This window comes from Pseudomonas sp. MONT-RG-20F-20-E-7-02, assembly GCF_022662395.1.
In the GTDB taxonomy this organism is placed as follows: Bacteria; Pseudomonadota; Gammaproteobacteria; order Pseudomonadales; family Pseudomonadaceae; genus Aquipseudomonas.
Map to the genome: position 1 here is coordinate 111,999 of NZ_JAKNQN010000007.1, position 14,155 is coordinate 126,153.

The window sequence follows — 14,155 nt, forward strand, 5'->3', positions numbered from 1 at the left end:
TTATGCTCAGCTATCACGGTTTTTACCTGCGTCAGACCGGCATGGTCCTGGTGATCAGCCTGGTGTTTCTGCTGGTGTTATCACTGATCGGCCTGGCATCGATGCAAGGGGCTGTATCCCAGCAAAAGATTGCCGGTGGCATCTGGCATCGTAATCAATCATTTCAGACTGCTGAAAGTGGGCTGAGGCTGGGTGAATTGATCGTGCAACGCACAGGGTCGGTGCTGCCGCTCTGCCAGTCGATCAGGGCCTGCGCGCCCCCGCAGGAGGCGTTTTCGGTGGTGGGTGCCGGGGCGAACCCTGTTTCAGCCGTTAATTGGGCTGCCCTGAAGGGCGGGCTGTATGGCGTTCAATCGCTGGGGCAGGGAGAGGGCGTGGTTGGTCTGCCCGCGCAAACGCCTGCCGCGTTGTTCCGCGTGACGGCTGTCGGGCTCAGTGGTCAATCGCGCACGGTGCTGGAGACGGTATATGCGCAGGTCAACGAAGCGCAAGGTCCGAGATTTCGTCGAGTTTTATGGCGTCAACTTCAATAAGGAGCGTATCAATGGGCAAGGATTGCCAAGGTTTTACCCTGATCGAGTTACTGATCGCTGTTGCGATCGTCGCGTTACTGGCCGCAGTCGCCTACCCCGGCTATACCGGCTATGTAAAAAAAGCCTACCGCGCAGAGATCGTTGCGTTGTTGTCTGAGCAAGTCCACTACCTGGAGCGCTTTTACACGCGCAACGGCACTTTTATTGATGCAAGCGGCGTCAGTGTGGGCAATGAACGCTATAGAATCAGCGCAGTATTAAACCCTCAGGAATTTCACCTGGTGGCCGCGCCCGCAGTCGGCTCAGTCATGGCAGGCGACCCTTGCGGTGAGTTCAGCTTGAGCAGTTCCGGCGTGCGCAGCAATCCGGGCGCGGCGCCTGACATGTCGCGCAAGGCGTGCTGGGGGCAATGATGAGAGTGCTGGATGAGTGGGCGCCGAGTGCGCTTTTCCCTTTTTATCGGCTGGATCAAATGATGGCTAAGCAACAGCAAGTGGTGATTGTCGGTGGCGGAGTAATCGGGTTGTTGACGGCGTACAACCTGGCCACCCAGGGGCAGGCAGTCACGCTGTTGGAGCGCGCGGGGCTTGGGCAGGAGTCTTCCTGGGCGGGCGGCGGCATTGTGTCGCCGCTGTACCCGTGGCGCTACAGCCCGGCGGTTACGGCTCTGGCGCATTGGTCCCAGGATTTTTATCCGCAACTGGCGCAGCGGTTGTTCGCCGCCACGGGCGTTGATCCAGAGGTGCATACCACGGGTCTGTACTGGCTGGACCTGGACGACGAGGCCGAAGCACTGGCCTGGGCTGCCCGTGAAGGCCGGCCGTTGAGCAAAGTGGATGTGTCGGCTGCCCACGACGCGGTGCCGGTGTTGGGCGGTGGGTATTCCCAGGCGGTCTACATGGCGGACGTGGCCAATGTGCGCAACCCGCGCCTGGTCAAATCCCTCAAGGCGGCGCTGTCGGCGTTACCCGGCGTGACTATCCATGAGCAGTGTGAGGTGAACGGTTTTGTCCTCGAGGGCGAAAACGTCGTGGGCGTGAACACGGCTGCGGGGCCGATCCTTGGGGGTCAGGTCGTGCTGGCGGCCGGTGCCTGGAGCGGAGAACTACTGGGCAAACTGGGCTTGGCACTTCCCGTAGAGCCGGTCAAAGGCCAGATGATTTTGTACAAGTGCGCGTCAGATTTCTTGTCGAGCATGGTCCTGGCCAAGGGGCGCTATGCGATCCCGCGGCGTGATGGGCACATTCTGATCGGCAGCACGCTTGAACATGAAGGGTTCGACAAGACCCCAACCGACGCTGCGCTGGAAAGCCTCAAGGCTTCTGCGGTGCAATTGATACCCGCGCTGGCGGACGCCGAGGTCGTGGGGCATTGGGCGGGTCTGCGGCCCGGCTCACCGGAGGGCATCCCCTACATCGGTGAAGTCCCAGGCCTCAAAGGGCTGTGGCTCAATTGCGGGCATTACCGCAATGGCCTGGTGCTCGCGCCGGCATCCTGCCAGTTGTTTTGCGACTTGTTGCTGGGGCGCACACCGATCATCGACCCGGCGCCCTATGCGCCTGAAGGTCGGCTCAACGCTGGATAGACTTCGGGCCTTGCTCCAGGTGTGCCTGGGTGCAGTACCACTGTCGGTTTGAACTCAGTGCGCGATCCTGCGGCAAATGCACGCCGCAGTGGGCGCAGCGCACCATCAAGGCTGCGTCGGGCTCGCCGCTGCGTTGCTGCTTGGCAGACGGGCTTTTGAATTTGCGCCAGAACCATACCGCGGCAGCAATGACGGCAATCCAGAACAGTAGACGAAGCATGATGGGCAGTTTCTCGACAAGGAATGCGCCAGTTTAGCCAAGGTCGTAGCAGGCGCACAGCGCAATAATGCTGGCCCATAAAAAAGGGAGCCCCGAGGGGCTCCCTTTTTGCGTTGCATCGAACAATCAGTCGAACACACCGAAGGTCATGTAGCTGAACCACGAACGGTCCTGATTGTTGCCGAGTGCCTGCGGCTCCTGCTCTTCGATCACGTCGCCGTTTTCGTCGTGCGGCTTGAGCTCCGAAGGAATGGCTTCCTTGGCGTCCTGGTACTGCTTCATCACGTCCTGGTTGGCGCGGGTTTCGCCCGGCGGCAGCGGTGGACGGGATTCGATCAGGCCCAGGGTGTACTTGCTCAGCCACGAACGGTTGTCCGCTTCGGCAACCTGAGGCACGAACTGGCCGTCTTTCAGGCTTGGGTGATCCGGGTAGTTGAGTTTCAGGGTTTCCAGGCTGGTGGCCGCCAGGGCGTCCAGGTGCAGGCGCTGGTAAGCCTCGGTCATCACTGCCAGGCCGTCACCCACGGATGGGGTTTCCTGGAAGTTTTCCACTACATAACGGCCACGGTTGGCGGCTGCCACGTACGCCTGACGGGTCAGGTAGTAGTGGGCCACGTGAATCTCGTAGGACGCCAGCAGGTTGCGCAGGTAGATCATGCGCTGCTTGGCGTCCGGCGCGTAGCGGCTGTTGGGGTAGCGGCTGGTCAGCTGGGCGAACTCGTTGTAGGAGTCGCGGGCAGCGCCCGGGTCACGCTTGGTCATGTCCAGCGGCAGGAAGCGCGCCAGCAGGCCCACGTCCTGGTCGAACGAGGTCAGGCCCTTCATGTAGTAGGCGTAGTCCACGTTCGGATGCTGCGGGTGCAGACGGATAAAACGCTCGGCGGCGGACTTGGCAGCTTCCGGCTCGGCGTTCTTGTAGTTGGCGTAGATCAGCTCGAGCTGTGCCTGGTCGGCGTAGCGCCCGAACGGATAGCGCGACTCCAGGGCCTTCAGCTTCGCTGTGGCGCTGGTGTAGCTATTATTGTCCAAGTCTTTTTGAGCTAATTGATACAGCTCGACTTCGCTCAGGTTTTCGTCGACGACTTCCTTTGTTGACGAGCAAGCAGCAGTCATGGCGAGGATGGCGATCAGCAGCAGGTGTTTCACTTGCATGGCGGCTTGCGTCCCTATGACGGCCGCTGTCTTGGGCGGGGCCGTCCTGTTATGATGAGCGCCCCGTTGAAAGCCTCGGGGCAAAAGACGCCGTATTTAACCACAAGCGCGCAGCCGAAACCAAAGGCTGTGCCACGCCTAGTCTGAGCATGTCCGATAAAATTGAACTTCGCGCAGAGGTGCCGTCCGAATTGGGCGGCCAACGCCTCGATCAAGTCGCCGCACAATTATTCGCTGAGCACTCGCGCTCGCGCCTTTCCGCCTGGATCAAAGACGGCCGCCTGACTGTGGATGGAGCGGTTATCCGCCCGCGAGACATAGTCCATGGCGGTGCGATTCTTGAGCTGACTGCCGAGCAGGAAGCCCAGGGAGAATGGGTCGCCCAGGACATCGAGCTGGACATCGTCTATGAAGACGACGACATCCTGGTCATCAATAAACCCGCAGGCCTGGTGGTTCACCCGGCAGCCGGGCACGCTGATGGCACCTTGCTCAATGCCCTGTTGCACCACGTGCCGGACATCATCAATGTGCCGCGCTGCGGCATCGTGCACCGCCTGGACAAGGACACCACCGGCCTGATGGTGGTGGCCAAGACTATCCAGGCCCAGACGCAGTTGGTCACACAATTGCAGAGTCGCAGCGTCAGCCGCATCTACGAATGCATCGTGATCGGCGTGGTAGTGGCAGGCGGCAAGATCAACGCGCCTATCGGCCGCCACGGCCAGCAGCGCCAGCGTATGGCGGTGATGGAAGGCGGCAAGCAAGCCGTCAGCCACTACCGTGTACTGGAGCGTTTTCGCTCCCACACGCACGTGCGGGTGAAGCTGGAAACCGGTCGTACGCACCAGATTCGCGTGCACATGGCGCACATTAACTTCCCGTTGGTCGGAGATCCGGCCTACGGCGGTCGCTTCCGTATTCCGCCGGCGGCGAGCCAGACCATGGTCGAATCGCTGAAATCCTTCCCGCGCCAGGCACTGCATGCACGTTTCCTGGAGCTGGATCATCCGACGAGCGGTAAGCGGATGAGCTGGGAATCGCCACTTCCAGACGATTTGGTCTGGTTGTTGTCGCTGCTCAAGCAGGATCGCGAGGCGTTTATCGGATGAGTGACTGGCTGATTCCTGACTGGCCCGCGCCGGCCGGGGTGAAAGCCTGCGTCACCACACGAGCGGGCGGCGTCAGTCTGGCGCCGTTCGACAGCCTCAATTTGGGCGATCATGTCGAGGACAGCCTTGAGGCCGTTCTTGAAAATCGCCGTCGCCTTACCGATGCCTTTGATATTCAGCCTGCGTGGCTGCGCCAAGTCCACGGCACCACCGTGGTCGAAGCTGATCCGTCGCGCACCGCCGAAGCCGATGGCAGTTGGACCAGCATCCCCGGCATTGCCTGCACATCAATGACCGCCGATTGCCTGCCCGCGTTGTTCTGCAACCGTGCCGGCACGCGTGTGGCCGCTGCCCATGCCGGCTGGCGTGGCTTGGCGGCAGGCGTGCTCGAAGCGGCTTTCGAGCGCCTGGAGTCCGAGCCCGACGACGTGTTGGTCTGGCTCGGCCCGGCCATCGGCCCGCACGCCTTTGAAGTCGGCCCGGAAGTGCGCGAAGCCTTTGTGCAGCAATTGCCGATCACTGCCCAAGCCTTTGTACCAAGCCGTAACCCTGGCAAGTACATGGCCGACATCTATGAGTTGGCGCGCCTGCGCCTGGCCGCTCGCGGTGTCACTGCTGTTTATGGTGGTGGTTTCTGCACCGTGACCGACCCACGCTTCTTTTCTTACCGCCGCAGCGCTCGCACCGGTCGGTTTGCCTCCCTGATCTGGCTTGACCGCTAGACTCTCCTGATCTGCGTCAACTATCCACCGCTTGAATCTCCCAGAATCGACCACATCTATAGGGGTATCTGGCAGGTTTCTTCATTCAGGATGTATTTACAGCTCCGGCCTGCTCAAAAGGAAGGTGACTAATGCGTATTGATCGTTTAACCAGCAAATTGCAGTTGGCTCTATCAGACTCTCAATCCTTGGCGGTGGGCCTCGACCACCCGGCCATCGAGCCTGCGCACTTGATGCAGGCGCTTCTGGAGCAGCAAGGTGGTTCTATCAAACCCTTGCTGATGCAGGTGGGCTTCGACGTCAACAGCCTGCGCAAGGAGTTGAGCAAAGAGCTCGACCAACTGCCGAAAATCCAAAACCCTACCGGCGACGTGAATATGTCGCAGGACTTGGCGCGCCTGCTTAACCAGGCGGATCGCCTGGCCCAGCAAAAAGGTGACCAGTTCATTTCCAGCGAACTGGTGCTGCTGGCCGCGATGGACGACAACAGCAAGCTTGGCAAATTGTTGCTGGGCCAGGGCGTGAGCAAAAAGGCCCTGGAGAACGCCATCAACAACCTGCGTGGCGGTGAGGCAGTCAACGACCCGAACCACGAGGAGTCGCGCCAGGCCCTGGACAAATACACCGTCGACCTGACCAAGCGTGCCGAAGAAGGCAAGCTGGACCCGGTGATCGGCCGTGACGATGAGATTCGTCGCACCATTCAAGTGTTGCAACGTCGTACCAAGAACAACCCGGTGCTGATCGGTGAGCCTGGCGTGGGTAAAACCGCGATTGCCGAAGGCCTGGCCCAACGCATCATTAATGGTGAGGTGCCGGACGGCCTCAAAGGCAAGCGCCTGCTGTCCCTGGACATGGGCTCGCTGATCGCGGGTGCCAAGTTCCGTGGTGAGTTCGAGGAGCGCCTGAAATCCCTGCTCAACGAACTGTCGAAGCAGGAAGGGCAGATCATTCTGTTTATCGACGAACTGCACACCATGGTCGGCGCCGGTAAAGGCGAAGGCTCTATGGATGCGGGCAACATGCTCAAGCCGGCACTGGCTCGTGGCGAGTTGCATTGCGTTGGCGCGACCACGCTCAACGAATACCGCCAGTACATTGAAAAGGACGCAGCGCTTGAGCGTCGTTTCCAGAAAGTGCTGGTGGAAGAGCCGAGCGAAGAAGACACCATCGCGATCCTGCGTGGCCTGAAAGAGCGCTATGAGGTCCACCACAAGGTGGCGATTACCGACGGCGCGATCATTGCGGCGGCCAAGTTGAGCCATCGCTATATCACTGACCGTCAGTTGCCGGACAAGGCCATCGACCTGATCGACGAAGCGGCCAGCCGCATTCGCATGGAGATCGACTCCAAGCCGGAAGTGCTCGACCGCCTGGATCGGCGCCTGATTCAACTGAAAGTCGAATCCCAGGCGCTGAAAAAGGAAGAGGACGAGGCTGCGAAGAAACGCCTGGAAAAACTCCAGGAAGAAATCGTGCGGCTGGAGCGTGAATATTCGGACCTCGAAGAGATCTGGACCTCGGAAAAAGCCGAAGTGCAGGGTTCTGCGCAGATCCAGCAAAAGATCGAGCAGTCGCGCCAGGAGCTGGAAGCCGCGCGCCGTAAAGGCGACCTGAACCGCATGGCCGAGTTGCAGTACGGGGTAATCCCCGACCTGGAGCGCAGCCTGCAAATGGTCGACCAGCACGGCAAGCCCGAGAACCAGCTGCTGCGCAGCAAGGTGACCGAGGAAGAAATCGCCGAAGTCGTCTCGAAATGGACCGGCATCCCCGTGTCGAAAATGCTCGAGGGCGAGCGTGACAAGCTGCTGAAAATGGAAAGCCTGTTGCACCAGCGCGTCATCGGCCAGGAAGAGGCGGTGGTGGCGGTGTCCAACGCGGTACGGCGTTCCCGGGCCGGCTTGTCCGACCCGAACCGTCCGAGCGGTTCGTTCATGTTCCTCGGCCCAACCGGCGTGGGCAAGACCGAGCTGTGCAAGGCCTTGGCCGAGTTCCTCTTTGATACCGAAGAGGCCATGGTGCGGATCGATATGTCCGAATTCATGGAGAAACACTCGGTGGCGCGCTTGATTGGCGCACCACCAGGCTACGTGGGCTACGAGGAGGGCGGTTACCTGACCGAAGCCGTGCGGCGTAAGCCTTACTCGGTGATCCTGCTGGACGAGGTCGAGAAGGCCCATCCGGATGTGTTTAACATCTTGCTGCAGGTGCTGGAAGATGGCCGTCTGACGGACAGCCACGGGCGTACCGTGGATTTTCGCAACACGGTGATCGTGATGACCTCCAACCTGGGCTCGGCGCAGATCCAGGAGCTGGTCGGCGATCGTGAAGCACAGCGTGCTGCGGTCATGGATGCGCTGACGTCGCACTTTCGCCCGGAATTTATCAACCGGGTCGATGAAGTGGTGATCTTCGAGCCTCTGGCGCGGGATCAGATCGCGGGCATCACCGAGATCCAGTTGGGCCGCCTGCGCAGCCGTCTGGCCGAGCGCGAGCTGGACCTGGAGCTGAGCAGCGAGGCGTTGGACAAGCTGATCGCGGTGGGTTACGACCCGGTGTATGGCGCACGGCCGCTTAAACGTGCGATCCAGCGCTGGATCGAGAACCCGCTGGCGCAGTTGATCCTGTCGGGCAGCTTCATGCCGGGGACCAGCGTTGCGGCCACCGTGGAAAACGACGAAATCGTCTTCCACTGAGCCCAGCCTGCATGGCGATAAGAGGAGGCCCCGCATTGCGGGGCCTTTTTTTTCGATAGGGCGTTGAACTGTAAGGCAAAGGCTTGTAAAGTGCGCCCCGCAGCAACGTCAGCCCACGGGTTTCTTCTCCCCAAGAAGAAATCAGAAAGAAGCGCAAATCATTGTCTTAAAAGCAATTTAAAGGGTTGACAGGGGTTTTTAAGATTGTAGAATAGCGCGCCTCAGAGACATGAACGTAGCGATACGGACGGGTCGAAGAGAAGGTTACATCGCAGTAAAAGTTGTACATTTGAAATATGTAGTTCCGTGATAGCTCAGTCGGTAGAGCAAATGACTGTTAATCATTGGGTCCCAGGTTCGAGTCCTGGTCACGGAGCCAATTTCAAAACCGGGGTATAGCGCAGTCCGGTAGCGCGCCTGCTTTGGGAGCAGGATGTCAGGAGTTCGAATCCCCTTACCCCGACCATATTTGGGTCGTTAGCTCAGTTGGTAGAGCAGTTGGCTTTTAACCAATTGGTCGTAGGTTCGAATCCCACACGACCCACCATTTTTGAGACCAGTTAATGCTGGAATCGAATCTTAAGATCAGATGCCAAAAGCGCTGATCGAAGAAGGCGACTGAGAGGTCGCCTTTTTTTTACCGGGGTATAGCGCAGTCCGGTAGCGCGCCTGCTTTGGGAGCAGGATGTCAGGAGTTCGAATCCCCTTACCCCGACCATATTAAAAATCCTCGTATCGAAAGATACGGGGATTTTTTTTGTCTTTTTTTTGCTTTATTTGTGCAATTTACAAACAGGCATTGTGTTCATTGGTGCGTTGGAGTGGTGGGCGCGGCCTCCTAGACTGGGCTTCGTCAATCCAACCAGCCCAAAGGAATTCGTCATGACACTCGCCGTTACCGCTCAACCCACGCGCTCGTTGCCTGCCTTGCTCAAGTCCACGCTTGTGGGGCTCGGCATGCTGATGGGCCTCGGCCACTATGCCGTCGCCGCAGAAGCCGCCGCGAACAAGCAGCCGACCATTCGCGCCATGCTGGGCGCCAAGCCGACCGATCGACTCGACCCGAAAACCACTGCCTTGCTGGTCATCGACTTCCAGAACGAATACTTCACCGGTCGCATGCCGATCCCGGACGGCATGAAAGCCCTGGAAAACACCCAGCGCCTGATCCAGTTTGCCGACAAAGAAAAAATCCAGGTCATTCATGTGCAGCACATCGCCCCAGACGATGCGGCGGTATTCGCCAACAACGGCAAAACCGTTGATTTTCACCCGCTGATGAAGCCTCGGCCGCAAGACAAGCGGGTGCAGAAGACCACCGTCAGTGTGTTTGCCAGCACCGACCTGGATGCGCAATTGAAGAAAGCCGGCGTCAAAACGCTGATTATCAGTGGCCTGATGACCCACGCGTGTGTCGCAGGCGCCGCTCGGGACGCCGCGCCGTTGGGTTATGACGTTGTGGTAGCATCCGATGCCACTGCCACCCGGGCGATTACCCGCGCCGATGGCCGTTCGGTCACCAAGGATGAGTTGCACAACTCGGCGCTGGCTGAAATCGAAGACACCTTCGGTTCCGTGCTGACCACCGCGCAAATTATCGCGTTACCGGTTAACTGATTCCCCCTAAAACCGCTGGGATCGCCCGTTTCATGAACCAGTTATCCGCCATGCGCGCCTTTCGGTGCATCGTCGAAGCCAAAGGCTTTTCTGCCGCAGCAGAGCGCCTGGACACCACGCACTCGACGATATCCCGGCAATTGCAGCAACTGGAGATTGAACTGGGCGCCCAACTGATCAACCGCAATACGCGGCGCTTCAGTCTGACGACGGCCGGGGAGCAGTACTACGCGGCGTGTGTGGATATCCTCGACCGCATCGACGCCGCATCCCAGGCCATCGCGCATGGGCACCAACGCCCCGCCGGGGTACTGAGAGTCAGTGTGCCGCTGGTGGTGGGGACCCTGGACCTTGCGCACTGGCTGCCGGGCTTTCAGCGACGCTACCCCGATATCGAGCTGCAGTTGTGTTGTGACGATCAGTTCGTCGACCTGGTTGCCGACGGGTTTGATGTCGCGATACGCATCGCCAGTGCCCTGGCGGACACCTCATTGATCGCCCGCACGTTGACGGTTTCCAGCCTGGTGCTGGTGGCCTCAGCGGGATACATCGGCCGCCATGGTCTGCCGCGTTCGGCCCAGGAGCTCGACAAGCATCGCCTGCTGACGTTCATGGGGGCGTCTTCGGATTGGGCGTTGAGCGCAGCACGTGGCGCGGTGGTCAAGGTCACGCCATCGGGGCGGTTCAGCACCAACACTATCAGTGCGTTGCACGCAGCTACATTGGCCGGGGCTGGCATTGCGTGCTTCACCCAGGCCACCGTGCACAATGATCTGGCGCAGGGCCAGTTGGTGCGCATTCTGCCCAACTACTCATTGGGTGAACGGCATTATTACGCGCTCTATCCACCGTCTCGGCACCTGGCGCCAAAAGTGCGCGCATTTGTCGACTACATGGCCGAGTTCTACCAGCAGAGTTAGCCCAATAAAAAATCCCCCTGTCGTTGGACAAGGGGATTTTTTTGTTGCCATTCAGCCGATCAGTGCAGTTTGAGCCTCGGCTCAGTCCCGCGCCCAATCTTGCTGCCCAGCATCAGCATTGCCGTACGGAATAAACCGTACAACGCCATCTGGTGCATGCGGTACAGCGACACGTAGAACATGCGGGCCAACCAACCTTCGAGCATCACGCTGCCGGTCAGGTTGCCCATCAAGTTACCCACCGCCGAAAAGCGCGACAGCGAAATCAGCGAACCGTAGTCGGTGTACTTGTAGGACGGCAGGTCCTTGCCTTCGATGCGCAGTTTCAGCGACTTGGCCAGCAACGACGCCTGCTGGTGAGCCGCCTGGGCGCGCGGCGGTACGTTGCGGTCGGTGCCCGGTTGCGGGCAGGCGGCGCAGTCGCCGAAGGCGAAGATATTTTCGTCGCGAGTGGTCTGCAGTGTCGGCAGCACTTGGAGCTGGTTGATGCGGTTGGTTTCCAGGCCATCGATGTCCTTGAGGAAGCCAGGCGCACGAATACCGGCCGCCCACACCTTGAGGCTGGCCGGGATGACCTGGCCGCTGCTGGTGATCAGGGCGTCGGCCGTCACTTCGCTGACCGCCGAGTTGGTCAGCACGGTGACCCCGAGTTTTTCCAGGGTTTTATGCACAGGCCCGCCAATGCGCTCCGGCAGCGCGGGCAATACCCGTGGGCCGGCTTCGATCAAGGTGATGTGCATGTTTTCCGGTTTGATCCGGTCCAGGCCGTAGGCGGCCAGCTCATGGGCGGCGTTATGCAGCTCGGCGGCCAGCTCGACGCCGGTGGCACCGGCGCCGACGATGGCGACGCTGATCTGTTCAATGGTGTCGGTCTGCCCGGCATGGGCGCGCAGGTAGTGGTTGAGCAATTGCTGGTGGAAACGCTCGGCCTGCTTGCGCGTGTCGAGGAACAGGCAGTGCTGCGCCGCGCCCTCGGTGCCGAAGTCATTGGTGGTGCTGCCGACCGCAATCACCAGGCTGTCATAGCCCAGCACGCGCGCGGGCACCAGTTCGCGGCCCTCTTCATCGAGGGTGGCGGCCAGCTGGATCTTCTTCTGTTCGCGGTCGAGCCCGCTCATGCGCCCCAGTTGGAACTCGAAGTGGTTCCATTTGGCCTGGGCGACATAGTTGAGTTCGTCTTCGGAAGAGTTCAGCGAACCGGCTGCCACTTCGTGCAGCAACGGCTTCCAGATATGGGTCAGGTTGGCGTCCACCAGCGTGATGCTGGCGGTGCCGCGCTTGCCCAGAGTCTTACCCAGGCGGGTAGCCAACTCCAGGCCGCCGGCGCCGCCGCCGACGATAATAATACGATGGGTCATGGGGATATCTCGCAAGGCTAAAAGAAATCGGAGCAGTTACCCCCGCGAGCGCCAGGCAGCTCATAGCGTCAGGTAACTCAAAAGGCGGCTCAGCAGACCAAGCCCGATCACCGCCACCAGCACCACACCAAGGAGCAGCCACGGCCGGAAAGGCTTGCGCTCGACTCGGTTCTGGGAGAGTTGCAGGTACTCTTCGACATGCTGTTGGTCATCGGGGTTCAGGCGGCTGGTCATAAAGGCCTCGTCAGGTAGACGTTGCGAAAGGGCGCCACGTTACAGTCAGGAGATTGGCGGCATCGCCACAAGCGTAGCCTGTGCCCGCGTCACAGGCTGATGCCCACGTCGAATACTATGCTGCGCCCCAGGTTGTTGCGCAAGAAGTCCGGTGCATCCGGATGGGCGAACAGCACGCGGGCAAAAGTCGGCCCTACCAGCGACAGCGAGCGCCAGCCCTGGCGTAAATATTCGGTGGGCGGTGGGAAATGGCTGTTGAGGTCCAGCACTTCGCGCTTGAGGCTGGTGAAGGCAATGAGGTCCAGCTCGCCCAGGTCCATGCCGCGCTCTTTATAGTTGTGCGCTTTTTTACGCAGGGTCGGCGCCAGGCGCAGCAGGAACTCATGGGCCGGGATGCGCCGCGGCTTGGCCTCGCGCCGCACCAATTGGCTCAGGGAAAACGCACTGCGCCTTCGCAGCAGTTCATCGCGCCATTCGTCGTTCAGGCGGCGCCCTTCATCCAGCACAAAAAACACTTCGAAACTGGCGTCGCGAAACAGCACATCCGGCGGCTCTTGACCGGCGGCATGAAACTCCTCGGCCCGATAGGGCACATTCAAGCCTTGCAGCAGGCGCTGGCAGACCCAACGCTCACGCTCCCATTTGCGGGCATTGGACAGGAACGCATTGGCTTGTTCGGCCGCTACGGTGAGCAGGCGCAGGTAATCTGAGTCATCCATATTTGCAGCTTAGCGTCCAAATGATGACCGCAGGAAGTCTTGCTTTAAAACGCCGGTGTAGACTGGCGACTCGACTGTCATCCGAACCAAGGAGTACGCGGTGAAGTGTTTTGTAGTGCTGTTTTTGAGCCTTTTGCCCTTGTGGGCCCAAGCCATCGAAGTCGGTGAACGCGTGGCGCCGTGGACCTTGCTCGACCAGTTCGACCAAGCCTACACCCTGGACGACCAGGCGCAGATTCTGCTGGTGGCGCGCAGCATGGACGCCGCCAAGCTGGTAGATGCTGCGCTGCAAGGCCAGCCCAAAGGCTATCTCGATGCGCGGCACGCCGTGTTTGTTGCCGATATCCAGCGCATGCCCCGGCTAATTGCCAAGCTGTTCGCCGTGCCGGCCATGCAGGCCTACAACTACCGAGTCATGCTCGACCGCGATGCGCGTGTCGCCCCGCGTTATCCAGGCGCTGTGGATAAGGTGCTGTGGCTGCAACTCGATAGCGGCAAGTTGGTCGCGCAACATGAATACAGTTCGGCTGCCGAGTTGCGCCAGGCACTGGAGCAGGTGAAGCCGTGATCAGCGCCGCCGTGCTGGCGCCGCAAACCCTCAGCATCGGCTGGCTGCTGTATGTGCCGGTGGTGATGTGGGCGATCCTGCGCTCGCCGTGGGTCGAGCTGTTTGCCGACCGTCGGCGTCAGCATTTGCTGTTCGGCACGGTATTCGCGCTGTTCATGTTGTGGCTGGTGCGGCGGGATTTTGATACCGGCGTGTCCTACCACTTTATCGGCATGACTGCCGTCACGCTGCTGCTCGATTGTCCATTGGCAATCGTCGGCGGGTTGGCCGCGCAGTTCGGGTTGGTGCTGCTGGGGCGTCAGGATCTGGCCGCTGTCGGCATTAATGGCTTGCTGCTGATCGTGTTGCCGGTGCTGGTGACCGAGGCCTGCGCGGTGCTGGTCGAGCGGGCGCAACCACGCAATCCCTTCGTGTATATCTTCTGCTCCGGCTTTTTTGCCGCCGCGCTGTCGGCGCTGCTCTGTCTTTTGGCGGCATTGGGGCTGCTGTGGTTCGACGGCCGTTTTGCAATGCCGGAATGGTTGGAAGACTTCGTCGGCTACCTGTGGCTGATCATCTTCCCCGAAGCCTTTATCAACGGCATGGTCGTCAGTGCCCTGGTGGTTTTTTGCCCGGAATGGCTGGAGACGTTCAACCGCACGCGCTATCTCTCGGCGCCCTGGAAGGACGACGATACGCAGCGTTGATCCAGGTCAAATCCCGGGCTGACGCGCACGCCC

15 protein-coding genes and 4 tRNA genes are annotated in these 14,155 nt (G+C 60.2%); 14 read left to right on the top strand and 5 right to left on the bottom strand.

The window, feature by feature from the left end:
* The first annotated feature begins 2 nt into the window (after positions 1-2).
* The 3 genes from L8I05_RS20600 (at position 3) to thiO (ending at position 2,118) form a co-directional block, all read left to right on the top strand.
* On the top strand, positions 3-533 hold the full coding sequence (locus tag L8I05_RS20600) for a PilX N-terminal domain-containing pilus assembly protein (protein WP_242171296.1): 531 nt from the start codon (positions 3-5) through the stop codon (positions 531-533).
* A gap of 11 nt (positions 534-544) precedes the next feature.
* Positions 545-946 (top strand): type IV pilin protein, encoded by a 402-nt coding sequence (locus tag L8I05_RS20605; protein ID WP_177016560.1) that lies wholly within the window; start codon positions 545-547, stop codon positions 944-946.
* A 62-nt stretch (positions 947-1,008) separates the two neighbouring features.
* On the top strand, positions 1,009-2,118 hold the full coding sequence (thiO, locus tag L8I05_RS20610) for a glycine oxidase ThiO (RefSeq protein WP_242171297.1): 1,110 nt from the start codon (positions 1,009-1,011) through the stop codon (positions 2,116-2,118).
* Here the strand turns inward: thiO and L8I05_RS20615 are convergent.
* Both L8I05_RS20615 and L8I05_RS20620 read right to left on the bottom strand, forming a co-directional pair.
* The gene (locus L8I05_RS20615) at positions 2,105-2,338 is read right to left on the bottom strand and encodes a PP0621 family protein (protein ID WP_242171298.1); all 234 of its coding nucleotides are present in this window, start codon (positions 2,336-2,338) and stop codon (positions 2,105-2,107) included. The genes thiO and L8I05_RS20615 overlap by 14 nt on opposite strands.
* 126 nt (positions 2,339-2,464) lie before the next feature.
* Positions 2,465-3,490: an outer membrane protein assembly factor BamD gene (locus L8I05_RS20620; protein WP_159954107.1), complete on the bottom strand. Its 1,026-nt coding sequence runs from the start codon at positions 3,488-3,490 to the stop codon at positions 2,465-2,467.
* Between the two features lie 149 nt (positions 3,491-3,639).
* Here L8I05_RS20620 and rluD point away from each other — a divergent pair, with 149 nt between their 5' ends.
* The 9 genes from rluD to L8I05_RS20665 all read left to right on the top strand — a co-directional run bounded on the left by rluD (position 3,640) and on the right by L8I05_RS20665 (position 10,557).
* Positions 3,640-4,602, top strand: a complete 963-nt coding sequence (gene rluD / locus L8I05_RS20625; RefSeq protein WP_005784662.1) for a 23S rRNA pseudouridine(1911/1915/1917) synthase RluD — start codon at positions 3,640-3,642, stop codon at positions 4,600-4,602.
* Positions 4,599-5,324, top strand: coding sequence for a peptidoglycan editing factor PgeF (gene pgeF, locus L8I05_RS20630; RefSeq protein WP_242171299.1), 726 nt, complete (start codon positions 4,599-4,601; stop codon positions 5,322-5,324). The genes rluD and pgeF overlap by 4 nt, the downstream gene beginning before the upstream one ends.
* Positions 5,325-5,455: 131 nt before the next feature.
* Complete coding sequence (gene clpB, locus L8I05_RS20635) at positions 5,456-8,020, top strand: ATP-dependent chaperone ClpB (RefSeq protein ID WP_159954109.1); 2,565 nt, start codon at positions 5,456-5,458, stop codon at positions 8,018-8,020.
* 303 nt (positions 8,021-8,323) lie between these two features.
* A tRNA-Asn gene (locus tag L8I05_RS20640) sits at positions 8,324-8,399 on the top strand.
* A gap of 10 nt (positions 8,400-8,409) precedes the next feature.
* Positions 8,410-8,486, top strand: a tRNA-Pro gene (locus L8I05_RS20645).
* A gap of 5 nt (positions 8,487-8,491) precedes the next feature.
* Positions 8,492-8,567: transfer RNA gene (locus L8I05_RS20650), tRNA-Lys, on the top strand.
* Between the two features lie 94 nt (positions 8,568-8,661).
* Positions 8,662-8,738, top strand: a tRNA-Pro gene (locus tag L8I05_RS20655).
* A 164-nt stretch (positions 8,739-8,902) separates the two neighbouring features.
* Entirely contained in the window at positions 8,903-9,637 is a 735-nt protein-coding gene (locus L8I05_RS20660) for a cysteine hydrolase family protein (protein ID WP_242171300.1), read from the top strand.
* A gap of 32 nt (positions 9,638-9,669) precedes the next feature.
* On the top strand, positions 9,670-10,557 hold the full coding sequence (locus tag L8I05_RS20665) for a LysR family transcriptional regulator (protein ID WP_242171302.1): 888 nt from the start codon (positions 9,670-9,672) through the stop codon (positions 10,555-10,557).
* A 59-nt stretch (positions 10,558-10,616) separates the two neighbouring features.
* Here L8I05_RS20665 and L8I05_RS20670 read toward each other — a convergent pair whose 3' ends face one another.
* The 3 genes from L8I05_RS20670 to L8I05_RS20680 all read right to left on the bottom strand — a co-directional run bounded on the left by L8I05_RS20670 (position 10,617) and on the right by L8I05_RS20680 (position 12,868).
* Positions 10,617-11,915 (bottom strand): NAD(P)/FAD-dependent oxidoreductase, encoded by a 1,299-nt coding sequence (locus L8I05_RS20670; protein WP_242171305.1) that lies wholly within the window; start codon positions 11,913-11,915, stop codon positions 10,617-10,619.
* 60 nt (positions 11,916-11,975) lie between these two features.
* Positions 11,976-12,149, bottom strand: a complete 174-nt coding sequence (locus tag L8I05_RS20675; protein WP_064450648.1) for a DUF3094 family protein — start codon at positions 12,147-12,149, stop codon at positions 11,976-11,978.
* A gap of 89 nt (positions 12,150-12,238) precedes the next feature.
* Positions 12,239-12,868, bottom strand: coding sequence for a DUF1780 domain-containing protein (locus L8I05_RS20680; protein WP_083360208.1), 630 nt, complete (start codon positions 12,866-12,868; stop codon positions 12,239-12,241).
* Positions 12,869-12,968: 100 nt separating this feature from the next.
* Here L8I05_RS20680 and L8I05_RS20685 point away from each other — a divergent pair, with 100 nt between their 5' ends.
* Positions 12,969-13,436, top strand: coding sequence for an FAD/FMN-containing dehydrogenase (locus tag L8I05_RS20685; protein ID WP_242171307.1), 468 nt, complete (start codon positions 12,969-12,971; stop codon positions 13,434-13,436).
* Positions 13,433-14,122 (top strand): energy-coupling factor ABC transporter permease, encoded by a 690-nt coding sequence (locus tag L8I05_RS20690; RefSeq protein ID WP_242171308.1) that lies wholly within the window; start codon positions 13,433-13,435, stop codon positions 14,120-14,122. Before L8I05_RS20685 ends, L8I05_RS20690 begins: the two co-directional genes overlap by 4 nt.
* Positions 14,123-14,155: the final 33 nt, after the last annotated feature.